We start from the raw sequence: 17,055 nt of genomic DNA, 5'->3' as shown, positions 1-17,055 counted from the left end.
CCACAGGGGACTCTTTGATGGCTTGAGAGGATTACTGGCGGAACTGCGCGAAATTGACGTTGGTGCCCGCCGGGCGCATGTCCTGCAGGTACGAGTCCTTGTCGGCGCTCAGTTCCAGGCTCAATGCCGCCTTGCGTTTACCCTGGTTGCGCACCACCAGGCCTTCGAGTTTCTCGCGCAGGAACACCGTCGGCACCTTCAGGTGCAGCAGTTCGTCGGTGTCCGGGGTGTGCATCAGCAAGTGAATCCATTCGTACTGACCAATGGCCAGGCGCGCGACCGGAATATCGAACCAGAAAATGTTGCGGTTACGGTTCAATTCGGTGAAATGGCAGTTGTTGACGCCAAGCACGGCACCGCCAAGTTCCTGGTTTCTGCGGGCAATGGCCTGCTTTTTATCGAGTTTCATAACGTTCCTACGGGATTGGATCTTCAGCGCCATGGCCTGAATACGTTGCGCATTCTCGGGGCAAAGCCTGCAAACATAAAGCTTGATCTGCGTAGAACGATGAAATGTCGCAACGGTCGAACTACGAAATTGTTTCAAAGTCGCCAAGTAGGCTACTTTGTTGTAGAAAACGGCCCCTGAGTCGCCATGACTTCAACCTTTTTGCGGCGAGACGCTAATGTTTTTCCCGACCATGAAAGGTCTGCCCCTGCATCGCGTGATGATGCGCACGGTCACCGAGTTCGTCGCCGACGAGATGTCGACCTATGCCTCGGCGCTCGCCTATCAGATGCTGTTCTCGCTGTTTCCTTTCATCCTGTTCCTGATTGCCCTGATCGGCTTCCTGCACTTGCCGGACTTCTTCTCCTGGCTGCGCCTGCAGTCGGAACTGGTGCTGCCGCCCCAGGCGCTGGAGCAGGTGAACCCGGTGATCGACCAGCTCCAGCAATCCAAGGGCGGTTTGCTCTCGGTAGGTATTGTGATCGCCCTGTGGACCGCGTCCGCTGGTGTGCGGCTGATGATGAGTGCGATGAACGCCGCATACGACGTGGTTGAAGGTCGTCCGGTGTGGAAGCGTTTTCCGCTGTCGATTTTCTACACCATCGGCATCGCCGGCATGTTGCTGGCCGCCGCTGCGCTGATGGTGCTTGGGCCGCAGGTGATGGCCTGGATCGCTTCGCAAGTGGGCCTCGAAGATTTCATCGTGACCGTCTGGACCATCGCGCGCTGGCCGGTGATCGTGATTCTGTTGATGATGGCGGTGGCGCTGATCTACTACGTCATGCCCGACGTCAAACAAGAGTTTCGCTTCATCACCCCGGGTGCGGTGTTGTCCGTGGTGGTCTGGATCGTCGCTTCGCTGGGCTTCGGTCTGTACGTCAAAACCTTCGCCAACTACAACGCCATGTATGGCAGTATCGGCGCGATCATCGTGTTGTTGCTGTACTTCTATATTTCCGCCGCGGTGCTGTTGCTCGGTGCGGAAATGAACGCGGTGATCGAGCACATGTCATCCGAAGGCAAGAAACCCGGTGAAAAGGTGCACGAAGAACCCAAACAGCATGTCTCAGGACTGGGACGAGATCACTCAATCCAGCCGACCACTGACGAAGTCATAAAATGATCCGTGAAATTCTGAAAATGGGCGATGAACGCCTGCTGCGCATTGCTCCGCCGGTGCCGGCAGAGATGTTCGACAGCCCCGAATTGTGGCAACTGATCGATGACATGTTCCAGACCATGGAAAGCGTCGGCGGGGTCGGCCTGGCCGCGCCGCAGATCGGTGTCGACCTGCAACTGGTGATCTTCGGTTTCGAGCACAGCGAGCGCTATCCGGACGCCGAAGCGGTGCCGCAGACGATTCTGATCAATCCGCTGATCACGCCCTTGAGCCCGACCCTCGAAGAGGGTTTCGAAGGCTGCCTGTCGGTGCCGGGCCTGCGCGGGGCGGTGGATCGCTATCAGCAGATTCGCTATGAAGGCTTTGATCCCAAGGGCGAGCCGATCGTGCGCATTGCCTCGGGATTTCATGCTCGGGTGGTGCAGCATGAATGCGATCACCTGATTGGCCGGTTATACCCCTCGCGCATCACCGACTTCAGCAAGTTCGGGTTTACCGAAGTGATGTTCCCGGACCTCGACCCCGCAGCCGACGACTGACCGCCGCAAAACCAATGTGGGAGCGGGCTTGCTCGCGAAAGCGGAGTGTCAGGTGGTAGGGGTGTCGGATGTGCCGGCCTCTTCGCGAGCAAGCCCGATCCCGCATTTGATAGTCATGGATATTTAACGTGTCGGTTCCAGGCCCATGGCAATCATCGGTTTGCTGCGCGCATAACGGCTCAACCGTTCGGCCAGGGCGTAGGGCAGGGGCGGATCGAAGGTAAAGCCGCGACGCTCATAAAAGCCGCGCAAATCCGGATGGCAGAACAACCAGACCGGCTCTTCAAGGTGCTTGACGGCGTGGGCGATCAACGTCGCGGCGATTCCTTGTTCGCGACAGCTCGGGTCGACAAACAGCCCGGTCAGCCAATGCCCGCCGGCCACCGGCCGCAAACACAGCGCCGCGATGATCTCTTCACGTCTTGCGACCCACAATTGAGCGTCTCGCACCGCTTTCATCGACGATTGGTGGGCACGGTAAAACTTGTTCATCAACGGCCAAAATGGCTCGTCGAGCAAGGTGTACTGGGTGTTGGGCATGGGCTCGGACAGTCGGTGGGCAGGGCACAGATTATAAAAGAACACGCGCGCCGGGATAGGTGTATACCTGATCTCACATCCCCTGTTAGTGGAGTACGCATCATGTCCAAAGGTATGGAATCAAAGAAAGCCGCGAAGAAAAAGCCGGCGAAAACCGCAATTGAAAAACGCGCGGACAAGAAAGCCAAGAAGGTGAATGTGTTCGGCCACTGATCCCGCGTCCATGGAGCCCGAGTCCTCGGGCTCCTGTTTTTTGCGTCTATCGAAATAACCAAACAATCTGCAAGAAATCCCGGCGCCGTTGCACAGGGGGATTGGTTCCCGTTCTGAGCAAAGGCTTGCCCGCGAAGCGATTCAACGCCTTACGCCAACTCCGCCGCCAACGCCGCTCTCACGCTTGGCCGCTGATCAACCCGCGCCTGAAACCGCGCCAACGCCGGCCAATCATCCAGATCAATCGCAAACAGCCGAGCCCAACGCAACACCGTAAACAAATACGCATCGGCAATGCTGAACCCGCCGGCCATCAAGTAATCCTGCCGCTCCAGCGTCCGGCTCAACACGGCAAAGCGCTTGAACAGTTTCTCTTTGATGAGCGCCTTCACCTCGTCCGCAAACTGCGGATTGAACAGCCAACCCAGCCCGCCATGAATCTCGGTCGAAACGAAGTTCAGCCATTCCTGCAACCGCACCCGCTCGAACGTGTCGCTCGCCGGTGCCAGGTTGGCCTCCGGGTGCAGATCCGCCAAGTACTGCAGGATCGCCGGGCCTTCGGTCAGCACATCGCCGTTATCCAGCTGCAATGCCGCGACGTAGCCTTTGGGGTTGATGGCGAGGAAGTCATCGCCGGTGACGGTTTTCTTGCTGCTGTTGTCGACGCGGACCAACTCGAACGGCAGCTCCAGTTCGCGCAGCACAATGTGCGGCGCCAATGAGCAGGCTTGCGGGATGTAATACAACTTCATGGGCAGGGCTCTGGTTGCGGATTTGCGCCAGTGTCATAGTGCGCGGCACCCTCGGTAAAATTAATCTTTCAGAAAATTGCCATAAGGAAAGCTACTGCCATGATGAACCTGATGCATTGGCGAATGGTGGTGGCGGTGGCCGATACCGGCAACATTACCCGCGCCGCTGAGCGGGTCGGCATGACTCAGTCCGGTGCCAGCCAGGCACTGGCCTTGATTGAAGAAACCCTGGGCGTTCAGCTGTTCAGCCGGGAAAACCGCCAGACCCTGCCGACCGCCATCGGCTTGCCTGTGATCGAACAGGCACGAACCATGCTCGGTGCCCTGGAAAACATTCGCAGCACCGTGGACGCCGCTAAAGGCATCCAGCGCGGGACGATTCGTCTGGCCAGTTTTCCGATGGTGCTGACGACGCTCCTGCCGCCGCTGTTGCGCCAGTTCAATCGGCTGTATCCCGGCATTCAAGTGGTGGCGCTGGAGGTCAGCGACGATGAAGTGGAAACATTGCTCAGGGATGGGCTGGTGGATGTCGGTGTGGCGTTGAACCCGGCACCCGCGCGCAATGCCGGTCGTTTGGGGCGTGACGCCTGGGTGGCGGTTCTGCCCGGTGGTCATCCCTTGGCGCGTCGCTCGAATGAAGAGGGCGTCTCACTGGCGGAACTGGCCCGGCAACCCTTTGTGCTGGCCACGGGCGGGTGCTCGACCAATGCCCGCAGCCTGGCGGCTGATGCCGGGTTGCAACTGCTGGATGTGCGCGCCGAGGTGCGTGAGTGGAGCAGTGCGTTCACCCTGGTGCGGGAAAACATCGGCGTGACCCTGGTGCCGGAAATGACCCTGCCGACTCATCGCCAAGGCCTGCGGATAGTGCCGGTGACGCCGCGTATCGATCGGGAGTTTGCCTTGGTGGTTGCGCCTGATAAAGCACCTTCGGCAGCATTACAGGCGCTGTTGGGGATGCTCGCAGATCGTCCGTTATCGCCTGTAGGAGCGAGGCTTGCCCGCGAAGACGGTGTATCAGGTAACGATGATGTCGACTGACACATCGTCTTCGCGGGCAAGTCGGATCGCCGCACCGCTCGCTCCTACATGAATTTGCGTGGGGAGGTGAAATCAAGGCACGCCATTACAAGCGTGTGCCATGAACCCAGGCCGCTGCGCCAGTCGTTGGCAATACGCGTCGACGGCGGGATAGTCCGGGCGCTCCATCGGGGTCATCCGCCAGCGGTTGACCGACAAGCCGATGAGGATATCGGCCAGGGTGAACCGAGGTCCGGCGACATACGCACCGGTCGACGCGAGTTGTTGTTCAAGGATGCCCATTTTCGCGTTCCAGCCGCGAACGCCATCGTCGATCCGCTGCGAGTCCTGGAAGTTCGGCAATTGCCGCACCAGCGCAAAAAAGGCGTAGCCCCAGGACGGATTGAGTTCGGTGGCTTGCCAATCCATCCACTGTTCCACGCGAGCGCGCGCCGCCGGCTCGATGGGCAACAGATCGGTGTTTTGGTATTTGCCGGCCAGATAGCGGCAGATGGTGTTGGACTCCCACAGCACGCCGGCTTCGTCGATGAGCACCGGCACCTGTGCGTTAGGGTTGAGCTGGAGAAATTCCGGACTCTGGGTCGAGGCAAAACCGCTGCCCCAGTCTTCCCGTTCGTAGGAAACGCCCAGTTCATCGCAGGCCCACAGGACCTTTCTGACGTTGATTGACGAGGCCCGACCCAAAATCTTCAGCGCATGTCCCATTGAGCTTCTCCGTTTGCTGTTACAGGTGCCGGGAATCTAGCACGAGCAAAGGGATGATTGCGTATCAGGTGCTCTCGCGCACCTTCAATTCAAACCCCATGTCCTGCACCGGTTTGGCCACCGAATTGCCGGCCATCAAGGTCAGCATCAACTCGGCCGAACGACGGCCAATGGCCTCTCGAGGCGTATTGATGCTACTCAGGCGCGGCACCATGTGTTCGGACATGGGCAGGTCGTTGAAGCCGAGGATCGCCACTTGTTCGGGGATTTTGATGCCGCAGCGCAGGGCTTCGAGCAGTGCGCCTTGGGCCAGGTCATCGTTGCCGAAGAAGATCGCATCGAGGTCCGGATGCGCAGCCAGCAGTTGCAGGAACAGTTCGCCACCGAGGCCGACGGAGGAGGGGCGTGGGGTCAGCACTTCCAGGGCCGGATCATACAAACCGGCTTTTTGCAGCGCCCGGCGGAAACCTTCGCCCCGCAGCAACGTGCGCTGATCCAGTTGCGCTCCGATGTAAGCCAGGCGTTTGCGACCACGGGAAAGCAAATGCTCGGCCGCCGTTTCGCCGGCGGCCAGTTGCGAAAAGCCGACGCAATTGAGTCCCGCCGCACTGTCCAGTTCCATCATGTAGACGCAGGGAATGTTGCTGGCCTCGATCATCCGCCGCGAACTTTCGGTGCGGTCGAAACCGGTCAGCAGCAAGCCGCGCGGCTGATAAGCCATGTAGTTGCGCAGCAGGTTTTCTTCTTCATCGCGCGAGTAATGGAAGTTACCGATCAGCACTTCGAAGCCCTTTGGTCGCAAAACCTGATGAATGGCTTCCAGCGTGTCGATGAACAGCAGGTTGGATAATGACGGTACCAACACCACGACGGAATGGCTCTGGGCCGAGGCCAGCGCGCGTGCGGCGGGGTTGACCACATAGTTCAACTCGAGGGCAGCTTTCTGGACTTTTTCCACCAGTTCGGTGGCCACCGTGCTGACGCCACGCAGGGCGCGGGAGGCGGTAATCGGGCTGACACCGGCCAGGCGCGCGACTTCGTTGAGGGTAGGACGGCCAGTGGTTCGTGTATTTTTATCGTTTTTAGGGGTATTCATCGGACGGCTTGCCAAACAAAATTCAAGGCACTAAGGTAGCGCTGTCTCGATGCAGCTGCAAATGCGTGAGCGGGGTTTGCCTGATCCTCGTTTTTCGGCATCGAGAACGAACATGCTGCAACCCACAAAAATGACAAGAAGGCGTCGGCAACATCTGCTTTTGCACTAGAGTTTTACGTAGCAAAGGTAGCGCTGTCTGCGCGCTGAGGTGTTACATGAATCATCCCATCACCGCCCTGGTCATCATGGGCGTTGCCGGTTGCGGCAAGACGTGCGTCAGCCAGGCCCTGTGCCAGCTCAGCGGCGCGACCGCCATTGAAGGCGACACTTTCCACCCTGCCGCCAATATCGAAAAGATGAGCGCGGGTATCCCCCTGAACGACGAAGACCGTGCCGGCTGGCTCGACAGCCTGTGCGATGAACTGCGCCGCGTCGATGCCCGTGGCGAGCGCCCGGTGCTGACCTGTTCGGCCCTCAAACACAGTTACCGCGAACGCTTGCGCAGTGCCTTGCCGGGCCTGGGCTTTGTGTTCCTTGAGTTGACCCCTGAAGTCGCCGCCGATCGTGTCTCCCATCGGCCGGGCCACTTCATGCCGTCGACCCTGATCGACAGCCAGTTCGCCACCCTTGAATCGCCCGTTGGTGAGCCCCTGACCCTGGCTCTGGATGCTTCAAGTTACAGCGTCGACGAATTGGCCGCTCAGGCCCACCGCTGGTGGCTCGATCACGGCTTGAAACTCGCCAGTTGAGTTTTGCTGCAAAAGATAGCGCTGTCCTGACGGCTTCTGATTAATCGCTTTAATAACAACAACAAACAGGAGACACCCCCCATGTTTGGCATGTCCCACGAGTCGTTTCTGCTGCTCGATGCAGTGGTCACGGTGATCGGCTTGATTGTCCTGATCACCAAGTTCAAGTTTCACCCGTTCATTGCATTGATCATCGCCGCCGCGTTCCTCGGGCTGACCTCCGGCATGCCGATCGGCACCATCATCAAGGCGTTCCAGGATGGTTTCGGCGGCGTTCTCGGTTTCGTCGGGATCATTCTGGCGCTGGGCACCATGCTCGGCAAAATGATGGCCGAGTCCGGCGGGGCGGATCAGATCGCCCAGACCCTGATTCGGGCCTTCGGCAAGGATAAGGTGCAGTGGGCCATGATGTTCGCGGCCTTCCTGGTCGGCATCCCGCTGTTCTTCGAAATCGGCTTCGTGCTGCTGATCCCGCTGGTGTTCATCGTCGCCCGTCGTACCGGTGTGTCGATCATCAAGATCGGTATCCCGCTGCTGGCCGGTCTGTCCGCCGTGCACGGTCTGGTTCCTCCGCACCCGGGGCCGTTGCTGGCGATCGGCGTGTTCGGTGCCGACATCGGTAAAACCATTCTCTATGGCCTGATCGTTGCGCTGCCAACGGCCATCATCGCCGGTCCGATCTTCGGTACGTTCATTGCCAAGCACATTCCCGGTCATCCGAACCAGGAGCTGGTGGATCAACTGGTGCGCGATGAGGATGCAGGCGATCTGCCGAGCTTCGGCATTACCTTGGTCACCGTGCTGTCGCCTGTGTTCCTGATGCTGCTCAAGACCTTTGCCGATGTGGCGCTGCCGGACGGCAACTTCTTCCGCACTTTCATGGACCTGATCGGTCACCCGATCTCGGCGCTGCTGCTGGCGTTGCTGCTGTCGCTGTACACCTTCGGCTACAAGCAGGGCATCGGTTCGCAACAGATGCTCAAATGGCTGGATTCGAGCCTTGCGCCGACTGCCGCGATCATCCTGATCATCGGTGCCGGTGGTGGCTTCAAGCAGATGCTGGTGACTAGCGGTGTGGGTGATGTGATCGGTCACATGGCGGTGGCGGCTCAGATCTCGCCGATCCTGCTGGCCTGGCTGGTAGCCGCGGTGATTCGCATCGCGACCGGTTCGGCAACCGTGGCGACCATCACTGGCGCCGGCATCGTGGTGCCGGTAGTGGGGATGATTCCGGGTGTGAACCGTGAGCTGCTGGTGCTGGCCACCGGTGCCGGTTCGTTGATCCTGTCCCACGTCAACGACGCCGGTTTCTGGCTGGTGAAGCAGTACTTCAACATGACCGTGGCGGAAACCTTCAAGACCTGGACCGCGATGGAAACCATCCTGTCCGTGGTAGGCCTGGGCTTTATCCTGCTGCTGTCGTTGTTCGTCTGACACGATCGACCAACACAAAAAAACCGCAGCGATGCGGTTTTTTTGTGGGCGACTCCTACAGGGGGTTATTTGGTGACCAACCCATCCGCCCGGAACATCCCGCGAATTCCGCGTACGGCCTGACGAATCCGGTCCTGGTTTTCGATCAGCGCGAAGCGCACATGATCGTCCCCGTACTCACCAAACCCGACACCCGGCGAGACGCAGACCTTGGCCTCGGCCAGCAGTTTCTTGGCGAATTCCAGCGAGCCCAGGTGTGCATACGCCTCGGGAATCTTGGCCCAGACATACATCGACGCCTTCGGGTTCTCGACCATCCAGCCCAATTCATGCAAGCCTTTGACCAGCACGTTGCGACGCTGGCGATACTGTTCGGCAATGTCGCGCACGCATTGCTGATCGCCTTCCAGCGCCGCGATGGCCGCGACCTGCAGCGGGGTGAAGGTGCCGTAGTCGTGGTAGCTCTTGATCCGTGCCAGAGCGTTGACCAGCTCCGGGTTACCGACCATGAAGCCGATGCGCCAGCCCGCCATGTTGTAACTCTTGGACAGGGTGAAAAACTCCACCGCGATGTCCTTGGCGCCGGGCACTTGCATGATCGACGGGGCTTTCCAGCCGTCGTAGACGATGTCGGCGTAGGCCAGGTCGTGCACCACCAGAACGTCGTACTGTTTGGCGAGGGCGATCACCCGCTCGAAGAAGTCCAGCTCCACGCACTGGGCGGTGGGGTTGGACGGAAAGCCCAGGATCATCATCTTCGGTTTCGGGATCGAACCGCGAATCGCCCGTTCCAGCTCGGCGAAGAAATCCACGCCAGGGATCAGCGGCACCGACCGCACCTGGGCACCGGCAATCACCGCACCGTAGATGTGAATCGGGTAGCTCGGGTTTGGCACCAGCACGGTGTCGCCCTGGTCGAGGGTGGCCAGCATCAAATGCGCCAGGCCTTCCTTGGAACCGATGGTGACGATGGCTTCGTTTTCCGGGTCGATATCAACCTGGTAGCGATCCTTGTACCAATTGGAAATCGCCCGACGCAGGCGCGGAATCCCTTTGGACGTGGAGTAGCCGTGGGTGTCTTCGCGCTGGGCGACGGTGACCAGTTTTTCCACGATGTGCGGCGGCGTTGCCCCGTCGGGGTTGCCCATGCTCAAGTCGATGATGTCTTCGCCACGACGACGGGCGGCCATCTTCAGCTCGGCAGTGATGTTGAAAACGTAAGGGGGGAGTCGATCTATGCGCGCAAAGCGGCGCGGCGAACCTTGTTCGGCCATTGTTGCCTCGAATAACGTAAGCGCCCGGAACCGTCCGAGCGACGCTGGCCACTGCGGTGGCCTGTGGCGGAATGTAAGGGCAGGTATGGCAAACTGTCCAGCCTCTACGTAAACAAATTTTCCGAAGGAAACGGGTTGATGGAATTTACCAGTGGCTTCCTGCTCAGCCTTTCGCTGTGCCTGGACATCGGCGTGGCCAATATCGCGATGATCACGCTGGCGATGCAGCGCGGCTATTTCCAGGGTTTTGCCCTGGGGCTGGGGACTTGCGTCGGCGACCTGATTTACGCAGTGCTGGCACTGGCCGGCATGACCGTATTGCTGCAATACGAAACCGTGCGTTGGGTGTTGTGGATCGGCGGGTCGGCGTTGCTGCTGTACTTCGCGGCGAAGATGATTCATTCGGCGATCTACCACAGTGCCGTGTTGGCCGAGACCGCCGACGTTGGCCACAACTCCCATCGCAAAGAGTTCTTGCGGGGGATTTTCCTCGCCATGTCGTCGCCCAGTGCGATTCTCTGGTTCGCCGCGGTGGGCGGCACCCTGATTGCCCGTTCCGGTGGCGGCGGCACCCTCAGCTCGGCGTTGTTTCTCGGTGGATTTCTCTGTGCGGGAATTCTCTGGTGCGTCACGCTGTGCTTCGCGGCGAGCCATGGCGGCAAGCTGCTCGGAGACAAACTGCTGCGTTATTCCTACATGGCATCGGCCGCGATCTTCTGTTATTTCGCGGTGTACGTGATTCTATCGGGTTACAACGAGTTTATCGGTGCGCCCACCGCCGGGCAGCTTCCGGGGCTCTGACTGGGCGAATCGGGTTTGGCCTCTATACTCCCAGCCGAACCCACTTCAGGAGTCGAGTCATGGATAGACAAAAACAAGTCAAAATAGCTGAACCACGCTTTGAAAACGGGCACTTCATGCTCATAGCGGGGCTTGGCGGACGATTTACCCAAGAGACGGCCGGCAAGATTCCCAAGCTCTGGGATAAATTCGTTCCCCACATCGGCAATGTTCCCGGGCAAAAGGGCGAAGTGACCTACGGCGTTTGCTGCAACCCGGACGGCAAGGGCGGTTTCGAATACATCGCCGGTGTCGAGATCAGCAAGCTCGACGACCTGCCCGAGAAATACCGCTGGGTCGAGATTCAGCCACAGTATTACGCGGTGTTCGAGCACAAGGGCTCGCTGGATACCTTGCCCCAGACCTTTCAGTACATCTGGAAAACCTGGTTGCCAAAGTCCGGTTATGAAGCTGCGGACGCTCCGGAGTTCGAACGCTACAGCGAAGACTTCAACCCGAAGCTCAATACCGGCGTGCTGGAAATCTGGCTGCCGATCAAGTCCTGATCGCACCTGCAGAGGCGGCTCAACCGGCCGCCTCTGAATGTCCTGCGGGCACTATTTTCCCTTGTCCACCCGTCGCGCCCGCAACAGGTCGAACGCCAAAGAAACGAAGCCGAACGTGCTGATGCCCAACAGCATAAGAAGACCGATTTGAACGCTGCTCATGGTGTGTTCCCCTCATGGTGACTAGAGACAGGCAACACAAATAGCCCCGGGCGAGGCGCAATGAAAGTGCCTATACGAAGGCTTTACGGCACTCGTCGTGATCGATATGAACACCTTATTAATTTATGATCCCAGCCTTTCCCCCGCCGATTCCGAGCTGCCATGAACACCGTCATCCGCCACGTCATTCCCGCTGACCTGGACCGCTGCTACGCCATCGAAACCGTTGCCTACGAAGGCGACGAAGCCGCCACCCGCGAGAAAATCGCCACCCGCATCGCCACTTGGCCCGAGGGCTTCATCGTCGCCGAAGTGGATGGCGTTGTGGCCGGTTTCGTCAATTCCGGTGCGGCGTTCGAGGTGGAAATGTCGGACGAGGCGTTCAAGGAACTGATCGGCCACGACCCGGCCGGCCCGCATGTGGTGATCATGTCGGTGGTGGTGCATCCGGATTATCAGGGGCAAGGCCTGGCAAAACGCTTGATGGGTGAATTCATCCAGCGCATGCGCGCATTGAACAAGGCCAGCATCCATTTGATGTGCAAAGAGCGGCACATTGCGCTGTATGCCGGGTTTGGGTTTGTCTACATCAAGCCTTCGGCGTCCGACCATGGCGGGATGGCGTGGCATGAGATGATTCTGGACCTTTGATTGATCGTTCCCAAAGCGTGGGAACGATCATCAACGGTGTTATCAGTAGAGGCTGTCTCGTACCCTGGCCGGTGCTTCCCGATCATACGTCTCGGCATCGAACTGCCCATCGTTCAGCCGTTTGTGAAACGCCCCTGCCGTCGGCAGGGCAGAGCGGTCGAGGTAGCGCTCGGGGTTCCACAAATCCGAACGAACAATCGCTTTCGAACAATGGAAATACGCCGCTTCCACCGTCACCAGCATTACCGTGCGCGCCGGTTTGCCATTGACGGCGAAACTCTCCAGCAATGCCGGCTCGGCGCTGATCTGCGCTGTGCCGTTGACCCGCAACGTCTCGCCGATCCCCGGAATGATGAACAGCAGTGATACCCGCGAATCGAGCACGACATTGCGCAGTGTGTCGATGCGGTTGTTGCCGGGACGATCCGGGATCGCCAGCGTGCGTTCATCAATGATCCGCACAAAACCCGGCGTATCGCCGCGCGGTGAGCCGTCCATGCCGTCGGGGCCGACCGAGCTGATAATCACCAGCGGCGAGGCGCGGACCATCGCCTGATAGTCCTCGTTCAAAAACGGGATCTGCTTGCGCACCGCGCGCTCATGGGGCAGGCCGTAGATCGCTTCCAGCGCTTCGATTGAGTTCAACATTCGTTCATCCCTCCATGAATCAGAAAACCAGTCCCATCCGTCGTTCGTAACCGATCCGGCCTTTGTACGCTTCGCCGCTGTCGACAAAACCGTATTTGGCATACAGCGCGATGGCCGATTCATTGTCGGCATCCACCGACAACTCCAGCCCCTTGATCTCCGGCCAGGCCTGGCGTGCAACCTCGGGCAGGGCTTGCAGGCAGGCCTTGCCGTAACCTTTGCCCTGGGCGCGGTGATCGACTTGCAGGGCGTGCAGGGTGGCGCTGTGTTCGTCGGCCCAGGCCGGCAGCACCGGCGGGCGCTTGAGCAGCAGGAAGGCCACCGGAACCTCTTCGGCCAGCAGGGCAAAGCCTTTGACGCCGGGCCCCGGTTTGGACAGCAAGGTGTGCAATGCACCGTGGATGTCGCCGGAGAATCTGATTTGTTCGGCGTGGATTTCGATGGCCTCGACCTGTCGGCGCTGCAAGGCGTTCAGGCTTTCGTAAGGCACGAGTCGGGCTGTCACTGGAGTGTCCTTTTTCCAACACAAATGAGCCTCGGATTCTAGCGAGTTTGCCTCCATGGATTATTTTTATTTCGGTTGTCGATTTGGCTTTTCGCCAGACGACTAAAGGTGTCTTCAACAAAAAACGTGGAGAACCCTCATGAATGCTCAGACACAAATCCATAACTTGATCGAGAACTACCGTCAGGCGGTCATCGCCAAGGACGTGGAAAAGGTTATGGCCCTGTACGCCGACGACATCGTCTCCTTCGATGCCGTCAAAGCCCTGCAATTCAAGGGCAAGGCGGCCTACCGTGCGCATTGGCAGGAATGCATGGAGATGTGCCCCGGCCCGCATATTTTCGAGTTCCATGAAATCAACGTCGTGCCCTCGCAGGAGATCGCTTTCGCTCACTGGCTGGCGCATTGCGGCGGCACCAATGAAAAGGGTGAAACCCAGGCTTGCTGGATGCGCGTTACCGCGTGCTATCGGCAGGAAGCGGGGCTCTGGCAGATTGTCCACGAACACTGGTCGGCCCCGTTCGACATGACCAGCGGCGCGGCGCTGTTCAACCTGGAACCCTGATGGTCGGGCTGTTTATCGGAAAGCAGCGCCAAAGCGCCAATCGACAGCCATAGTTGATCAGTTCGGTCACGGCAAAGCCGCCTGAAATGGAGAGTCCCATGAAGTATTTATGCCTGGTCTACAGCAACGAGCACGAATTGCACTCGATGCCCGAAAGCCCCAACGACGCCGAGTGCATGGCCTATGCCGAGTCGATCCAGGGCAGCGGCCGGATGATCGCCGCCGAAGCGCTGGAGTCGGTGCAGACCGCGACCACCGTGCGCATGCGCAACGGCAAAATGTCGATCACCGACGGCCCGTTCGCTGAAACCAAGGAGCAGTTGGCCGGCTTCTACCTGATCGATGCCAAAGACCTCAATGAAGCCCTCCAGGTCGCCGGTAACATTCCGGCGGCCCGGGTCGGCTGCGTCGAGGTGCGGCCCGTTCGCCAGTTGAATGTCTGAATAACTATCACAACAGGAGTTCTTTTATGAGTGTGCGAACCGTCCAGCGAAAAATGGCCCCAGGCATGCCGGACTGATGCCGGGCGAATCGGTACGGGCGCAAGTCGAGCAGGTTTACCGCGACGAGTCGCGGCGAATCCTGGCGACCCTGATCCGCTTGCTCGGCGATTTCGACCTCGCCGAAGAAGCGCTGCACGAGGCGTTCTTCGTCGCGGTCGAGCGCTGGCAGCGCGACGGTGTGCCGGACAATCCGCGCACCTGGCTGGTGTCCACCGGCCGTTTCAAGGCCATTGATGTGTTGCGCCGGCGCGCGCGTTTTAACGCGTCCCGGCCGTTGTTGATCGCTCAACTGGAGGCGCTGGAGCAGGCCGACTGGAGTGACGAAGACGTGGAAGACGATCGCCTGCGCCTGATCTTCACCTGTTGTCACCCGGCGCTGGCGGCGGACGCTCAAGTGCCGCTGACCCTGCGTGAAGTCTGCGACCTGACCACGGAAGAAATCGCCCGGGCTTTCCTCTCGGCACCGGCCACCATCGCCCAGCGCATCGTGCGGGCGAAGGCGAAGATCCGTGACGCGAAAATCCCTTACCAAGTGCCCTCCCTGGCGGAACTGCCCGAGCGTCTCGACAGCGTGTTGCGGGTGATTTACCTGGTGTTCAACGAAGGGTATTCGGCGTCCATCGGCAACGAACTGATCCGTGAAGACCTGACGCGCGAAGCGATTCGTCTCGGTCGGTTGTTGATGGAGTTGTTGCCTGAACCGGAGGTGATGGGGCTGCTGGCGCTGATGCTGTTGCATGAGTCTCGGCGCCCGGCCAGAACCTCCGCGAACGGTGAGCTGATTGTGCTGGATGAACAGGATCGCTCGTTGTGGAACGCCGAGCTGATTGCTGAGGGCTGCGCCTTGATTGAGCGTGCGCTGACCACGCGGCGCTTCGGGCCGTATTGCCTGCAAGCAGCGATTGCCGCGGTGCATGCCGAAGCGCCTTCGGCGGCAGAGACGGACTGGGCGCAGATTGTCGGTCTGTATGACGTGCTGCTGCGGGCGGTGCCGTCGCCGGTGATCGAACTGAACCGCGCAGCGGCGCTGGCCAGGCGCGATGGCCCGCAGGCCGGGCTGACGTTGATCGAAGGGATTCTGGCCCGGGGCGAGTTGTTGGATTACCACCTGGCGCATTCGGCACGGGCAGAGTTTTGCCGGCAGTTGGGAAGGGTGGAAGAGGCGCGAGCGGCGTATCAGCGGGCGCTGGAATTGACACAGCAGGTGCCGGAGCGGCGGTTTATCGAGGGACGGCTCCGGGCGTTGGAGTGATGTGATTTCACTGGCCCCATCGCGGGCAAGCCACGCTCCCACAGTCGAATCGCAAAGGTGTGATCGCCTCAATCCTGTGGGAGCGTGGCTTGCCCGCGATAAGGTCCGCAGAACCTTCATTCCAGCATCTTGCCCAATAACCAACTCCCCGCCGGCCCCGGCGGGTGCAAACGCGACCACAGCGCATAGACATACACCGGTTTCGGCCAGCCGCGCACTTTCAATTCTACCAACGAGCCAGCCCCGAACCGTCCCACCAGCCATCGCGGCAACGGTGCCCAGCCGAACCCGCCCTGGGCCATTTCCAGCAGCATCAGGTAACTCGGTGCCGACCAGACGCGCCCCTTCGCGCGGTTTTCATACGGATTGACGATCGTTGCCAGACGCAGTTCGCGGTGCTGTTGCAGCACGTCCTGATCGATGTCGTTCAGCGTCGCCAATGGGTGCGTGTGGGACACGAACAGGGCGATTTCCGTGCGCTCGTCCACCGTCGAACTGACCAGGTCCGGCGGGTAGCTGTCCTGCATTTCGGCGAAGGCAACGTGCGCGCGGCCACGTTGCACCAGTGCCACCAGGTCGTCACATTCGGCGATCAGGCATTCAAGTTCCAGGTCTGGATACCGCTGCTCGAAAGTACTGAGCGCCGCTTCGAAACGATCGGACTGGTAAGTGTCGGAAATCGCCACGGTCAACTTTGGCTCGATGCCTTGGGACAGTTGGCTGGCGGTCATTTCCAGACGGCTGGTGGCGGCCAGAATCTCCTCGGCCCGTTGCAGCATGACGTGCCCGGCCGGGGTCAGGCTCGGCTTGCGACTGCTGCGGTCGAAGAGGACAAGGTTCAGGTCGATTTCCAGGCTCGCCACGGCGGCGCTGATGGTCGACTGACTGCGCCCGAGCTTGCGCGCCGCGGCGGAAAACGAGCCTTGGGTCGCGGCCTCTACAAACGCCAGCAACACTTCGTGGGAAGCCATGAACTATCGCCTTGATCGATGGTTATTGGTTATGAAGTATCGGTGTGATGGCTGATCATGGCAACCATAGTCACTCAGGGAGTCTGGCCATGAACGCCAACAAATCCATTACTGAACGCATTCTCCAGGCCATCGGTTTCGAACTGCTGGCGATCTTGATCTGTACTCCGTTGCTGGCCTGGGTCATGGACAAACCCATGTTGGAAATGGGCGTGGCAACCGTGGCGATTGCAGCCCTTGCCCTGGCCTGGAACGTGGTCTTCAACGGCCTGTTCGACCGTTTGCTCAAGCGCTTTGCCATTGTGCGTAACGCTTGGATCCGCGTGGTGCATGCGCTGTTGTTCGAAGGCGGGCTGGTGGCATTTGGGGTGCCGTTGATTGCCTGGTGGCTGAAGATCAGCCTGTGGCAGGCGTTCCTGCTGGATATCGGCGTGCTGCTGTTTTTCCTGCCGTACACCTACGTGTACCACTGGGGCTACGACGTGGTGCGTGAGCGGCTATTACTGCGCAGGGCTTGCGAAGGCTATTGAATGACCTGTAGGAG

At 59.7% G+C, this 17,055-nt stretch carries 21 protein-coding genes; 12 read left to right on the top strand and 9 right to left on the bottom strand.

Annotated features, from left to right (window positions below; all coding sequences use genetic code 11):
* Positions 1-31: 31 nt before the first annotated feature.
* Complete coding sequence (locus AC30D7_RS24230) at positions 32-409, bottom strand: hypothetical protein (protein WP_018926454.1); 378 nt, start codon at positions 407-409, stop codon at positions 32-34.
* 217 nt (positions 410-626) lie between these two features.
* Here AC30D7_RS24230 and AC30D7_RS24225 point away from each other — a divergent pair, with 217 nt between their 5' ends.
* Both AC30D7_RS24225 and def read left to right on the top strand, forming a co-directional pair.
* Positions 627-1,571, top strand: coding sequence for a YihY/virulence factor BrkB family protein (locus AC30D7_RS24225; protein ID WP_018926452.1), 945 nt, complete (start codon positions 627-629; stop codon positions 1,569-1,571).
* A complete protein-coding gene (gene def, locus AC30D7_RS24220) occupies positions 1,568-2,107 on the top strand; it encodes a peptide deformylase (protein WP_018926451.1) in 540 nt (179 codons plus the stop codon). Before AC30D7_RS24225 ends, def begins: the two co-directional genes overlap by 4 nt.
* Positions 2,108-2,230: 123 nt before the next feature.
* On the opposite strand, the gene AC30D7_RS24215 is transcribed toward def, so the two are convergent.
* Both AC30D7_RS24215 and gstA read right to left on the bottom strand, forming a co-directional pair.
* Positions 2,231-2,647 carry a GNAT family N-acetyltransferase gene (locus tag AC30D7_RS24215; RefSeq protein ID WP_490135771.1) on the bottom strand — a complete coding sequence of 139 codons (417 nt, stop codon included), beginning with the start codon at positions 2,645-2,647 and terminating at the stop codon, positions 2,231-2,233.
* 362 nt (positions 2,648-3,009) lie between these two features.
* Positions 3,010-3,612 carry a glutathione transferase GstA gene (gene gstA / locus AC30D7_RS24210; protein ID WP_490135770.1) on the bottom strand — a complete coding sequence of 201 codons (603 nt, stop codon included), beginning with the start codon at positions 3,610-3,612 and terminating at the stop codon, positions 3,010-3,012.
* 99 nt (positions 3,613-3,711) lie between these two features.
* On the opposite strand from gstA, the gene AC30D7_RS24205 reads away from it, so the two are divergent.
* Entirely contained in the window at positions 3,712-4,650 is a 939-nt protein-coding gene (locus AC30D7_RS24205; RefSeq protein WP_490135769.1) for a LysR family transcriptional regulator, read from the top strand.
* Between the two features lie 72 nt (positions 4,651-4,722).
* Here AC30D7_RS24205 and AC30D7_RS24200 read toward each other — a convergent pair whose 3' ends face one another.
* Together AC30D7_RS24200 and gntR are read right to left on the bottom strand one after the other, a co-directional pair.
* Positions 4,723-5,355, bottom strand: a complete 633-nt coding sequence (locus AC30D7_RS24200) for a glutathione S-transferase family protein (RefSeq protein ID WP_490135768.1) — start codon at positions 5,353-5,355, stop codon at positions 4,723-4,725.
* A 64-nt stretch (positions 5,356-5,419) separates the two neighbouring features.
* Entirely contained in the window at positions 5,420-6,451 is a 1,032-nt protein-coding gene (gntR, locus tag AC30D7_RS24195; RefSeq protein WP_019581446.1) for an HTH-type transcriptional regulator GntR, read from the bottom strand.
* Positions 6,452-6,666: 215 nt separating this feature from the next.
* Between gntR and AC30D7_RS24190 the strand changes: the two genes are divergently transcribed.
* Positions 6,667-7,200 carry a gluconokinase gene (locus tag AC30D7_RS24190; RefSeq protein ID WP_019581445.1) on the top strand — a complete coding sequence of 178 codons (534 nt, stop codon included), beginning with the start codon at positions 6,667-6,669 and terminating at the stop codon, positions 7,198-7,200.
* 81 nt (positions 7,201-7,281) lie between these two features.
* Positions 7,282-8,634, top strand: a complete 1,353-nt coding sequence (locus tag AC30D7_RS24185) for a GntP family permease (protein ID WP_019581444.1) — start codon at positions 7,282-7,284, stop codon at positions 8,632-8,634.
* A gap of 65 nt (positions 8,635-8,699) precedes the next feature.
* Here AC30D7_RS24185 and alaC read toward each other — a convergent pair whose 3' ends face one another.
* Positions 8,700-9,908 (bottom strand): alanine transaminase, encoded by a 1,209-nt coding sequence (alaC, locus tag AC30D7_RS24180; RefSeq protein ID WP_007934798.1) that lies wholly within the window; start codon positions 9,906-9,908, stop codon positions 8,700-8,702.
* A 138-nt stretch (positions 9,909-10,046) separates the two neighbouring features.
* On the opposite strand from alaC, the gene AC30D7_RS24175 reads away from it, so the two are divergent.
* The 3 genes from AC30D7_RS24175 to AC30D7_RS24165 all read left to right on the top strand — a co-directional run bounded on the left by AC30D7_RS24175 (position 10,047) and on the right by AC30D7_RS24165 (position 12,067).
* Positions 10,047-10,709: a LysE family translocator gene (locus AC30D7_RS24175; protein WP_064616407.1), complete on the top strand. Its 663-nt coding sequence runs from the start codon at positions 10,047-10,049 to the stop codon at positions 10,707-10,709.
* A gap of 59 nt (positions 10,710-10,768) precedes the next feature.
* Positions 10,769-11,254, top strand: coding sequence for a GyrI-like domain-containing protein (locus AC30D7_RS24170; RefSeq protein ID WP_490135767.1), 486 nt, complete (start codon positions 10,769-10,771; stop codon positions 11,252-11,254).
* 324 nt (positions 11,255-11,578) lie between these two features.
* Positions 11,579-12,067, top strand: coding sequence for a GNAT family N-acetyltransferase (locus AC30D7_RS24165; protein ID WP_019581440.1), 489 nt, complete (start codon positions 11,579-11,581; stop codon positions 12,065-12,067).
* Between the two features lie 42 nt (positions 12,068-12,109).
* Here the strand turns inward: AC30D7_RS24165 and AC30D7_RS24160 are convergent, their stop codons facing one another.
* Both AC30D7_RS24160 and AC30D7_RS24155 read right to left on the bottom strand, forming a co-directional pair.
* A complete protein-coding gene (locus AC30D7_RS24160; protein WP_007934805.1) occupies positions 12,110-12,715 on the bottom strand; it encodes a pyridoxamine 5'-phosphate oxidase family protein in 606 nt (201 codons plus the stop codon).
* A gap of 19 nt (positions 12,716-12,734) precedes the next feature.
* Entirely contained in the window at positions 12,735-13,220 is a 486-nt protein-coding gene (locus tag AC30D7_RS24155; protein ID WP_018926432.1) for a GNAT family N-acetyltransferase, read from the bottom strand.
* A 139-nt stretch (positions 13,221-13,359) separates the two neighbouring features.
* On the opposite strand from AC30D7_RS24155, the gene AC30D7_RS24150 reads away from it, so the two are divergent.
* From AC30D7_RS24150 to AC30D7_RS24140, 3 genes are all read left to right on the top strand, one after another.
* Positions 13,360-13,785: a YybH family protein gene (locus AC30D7_RS24150; protein WP_018926431.1), complete on the top strand. Its 426-nt coding sequence runs from the start codon at positions 13,360-13,362 to the stop codon at positions 13,783-13,785.
* A gap of 98 nt (positions 13,786-13,883) precedes the next feature.
* Positions 13,884-14,228, top strand: a complete 345-nt coding sequence (locus tag AC30D7_RS24145) for a YciI family protein (RefSeq protein ID WP_018926430.1) — start codon at positions 13,884-13,886, stop codon at positions 14,226-14,228.
* A 76-nt stretch (positions 14,229-14,304) separates the two neighbouring features.
* The gene (locus AC30D7_RS24140; protein WP_490135766.1) at positions 14,305-15,540 is read left to right on the top strand and encodes an RNA polymerase sigma factor; all 1,236 of its coding nucleotides are present in this window, start codon (positions 14,305-14,307) and stop codon (positions 15,538-15,540) included.
* A gap of 116 nt (positions 15,541-15,656) precedes the next feature.
* Here the strand turns inward: AC30D7_RS24140 and AC30D7_RS24135 are convergent, their stop codons facing one another.
* Positions 15,657-16,511, bottom strand: a complete 855-nt coding sequence (locus AC30D7_RS24135) for a LysR family transcriptional regulator (protein WP_490135765.1) — start codon at positions 16,509-16,511, stop codon at positions 15,657-15,659.
* An 89-nt stretch (positions 16,512-16,600) separates the two neighbouring features.
* Here AC30D7_RS24135 and AC30D7_RS24130 point away from each other — a divergent pair, with 89 nt between their 5' ends.
* Positions 16,601-17,041 (top strand): multidrug/biocide efflux PACE transporter, encoded by a 441-nt coding sequence (locus tag AC30D7_RS24130; RefSeq protein WP_490135764.1) that lies wholly within the window; start codon positions 16,601-16,603, stop codon positions 17,039-17,041.
* The last annotated feature ends 14 nt before the right edge of the window (positions 17,042-17,055 follow it).

This window comes from Pseudomonas sp. DF5 (assembly GCF_058148225.1).
Note: the sequence above shows the minus strand (reverse complement) of the source record. Positions and strands in the feature narration are given on the sequence as shown.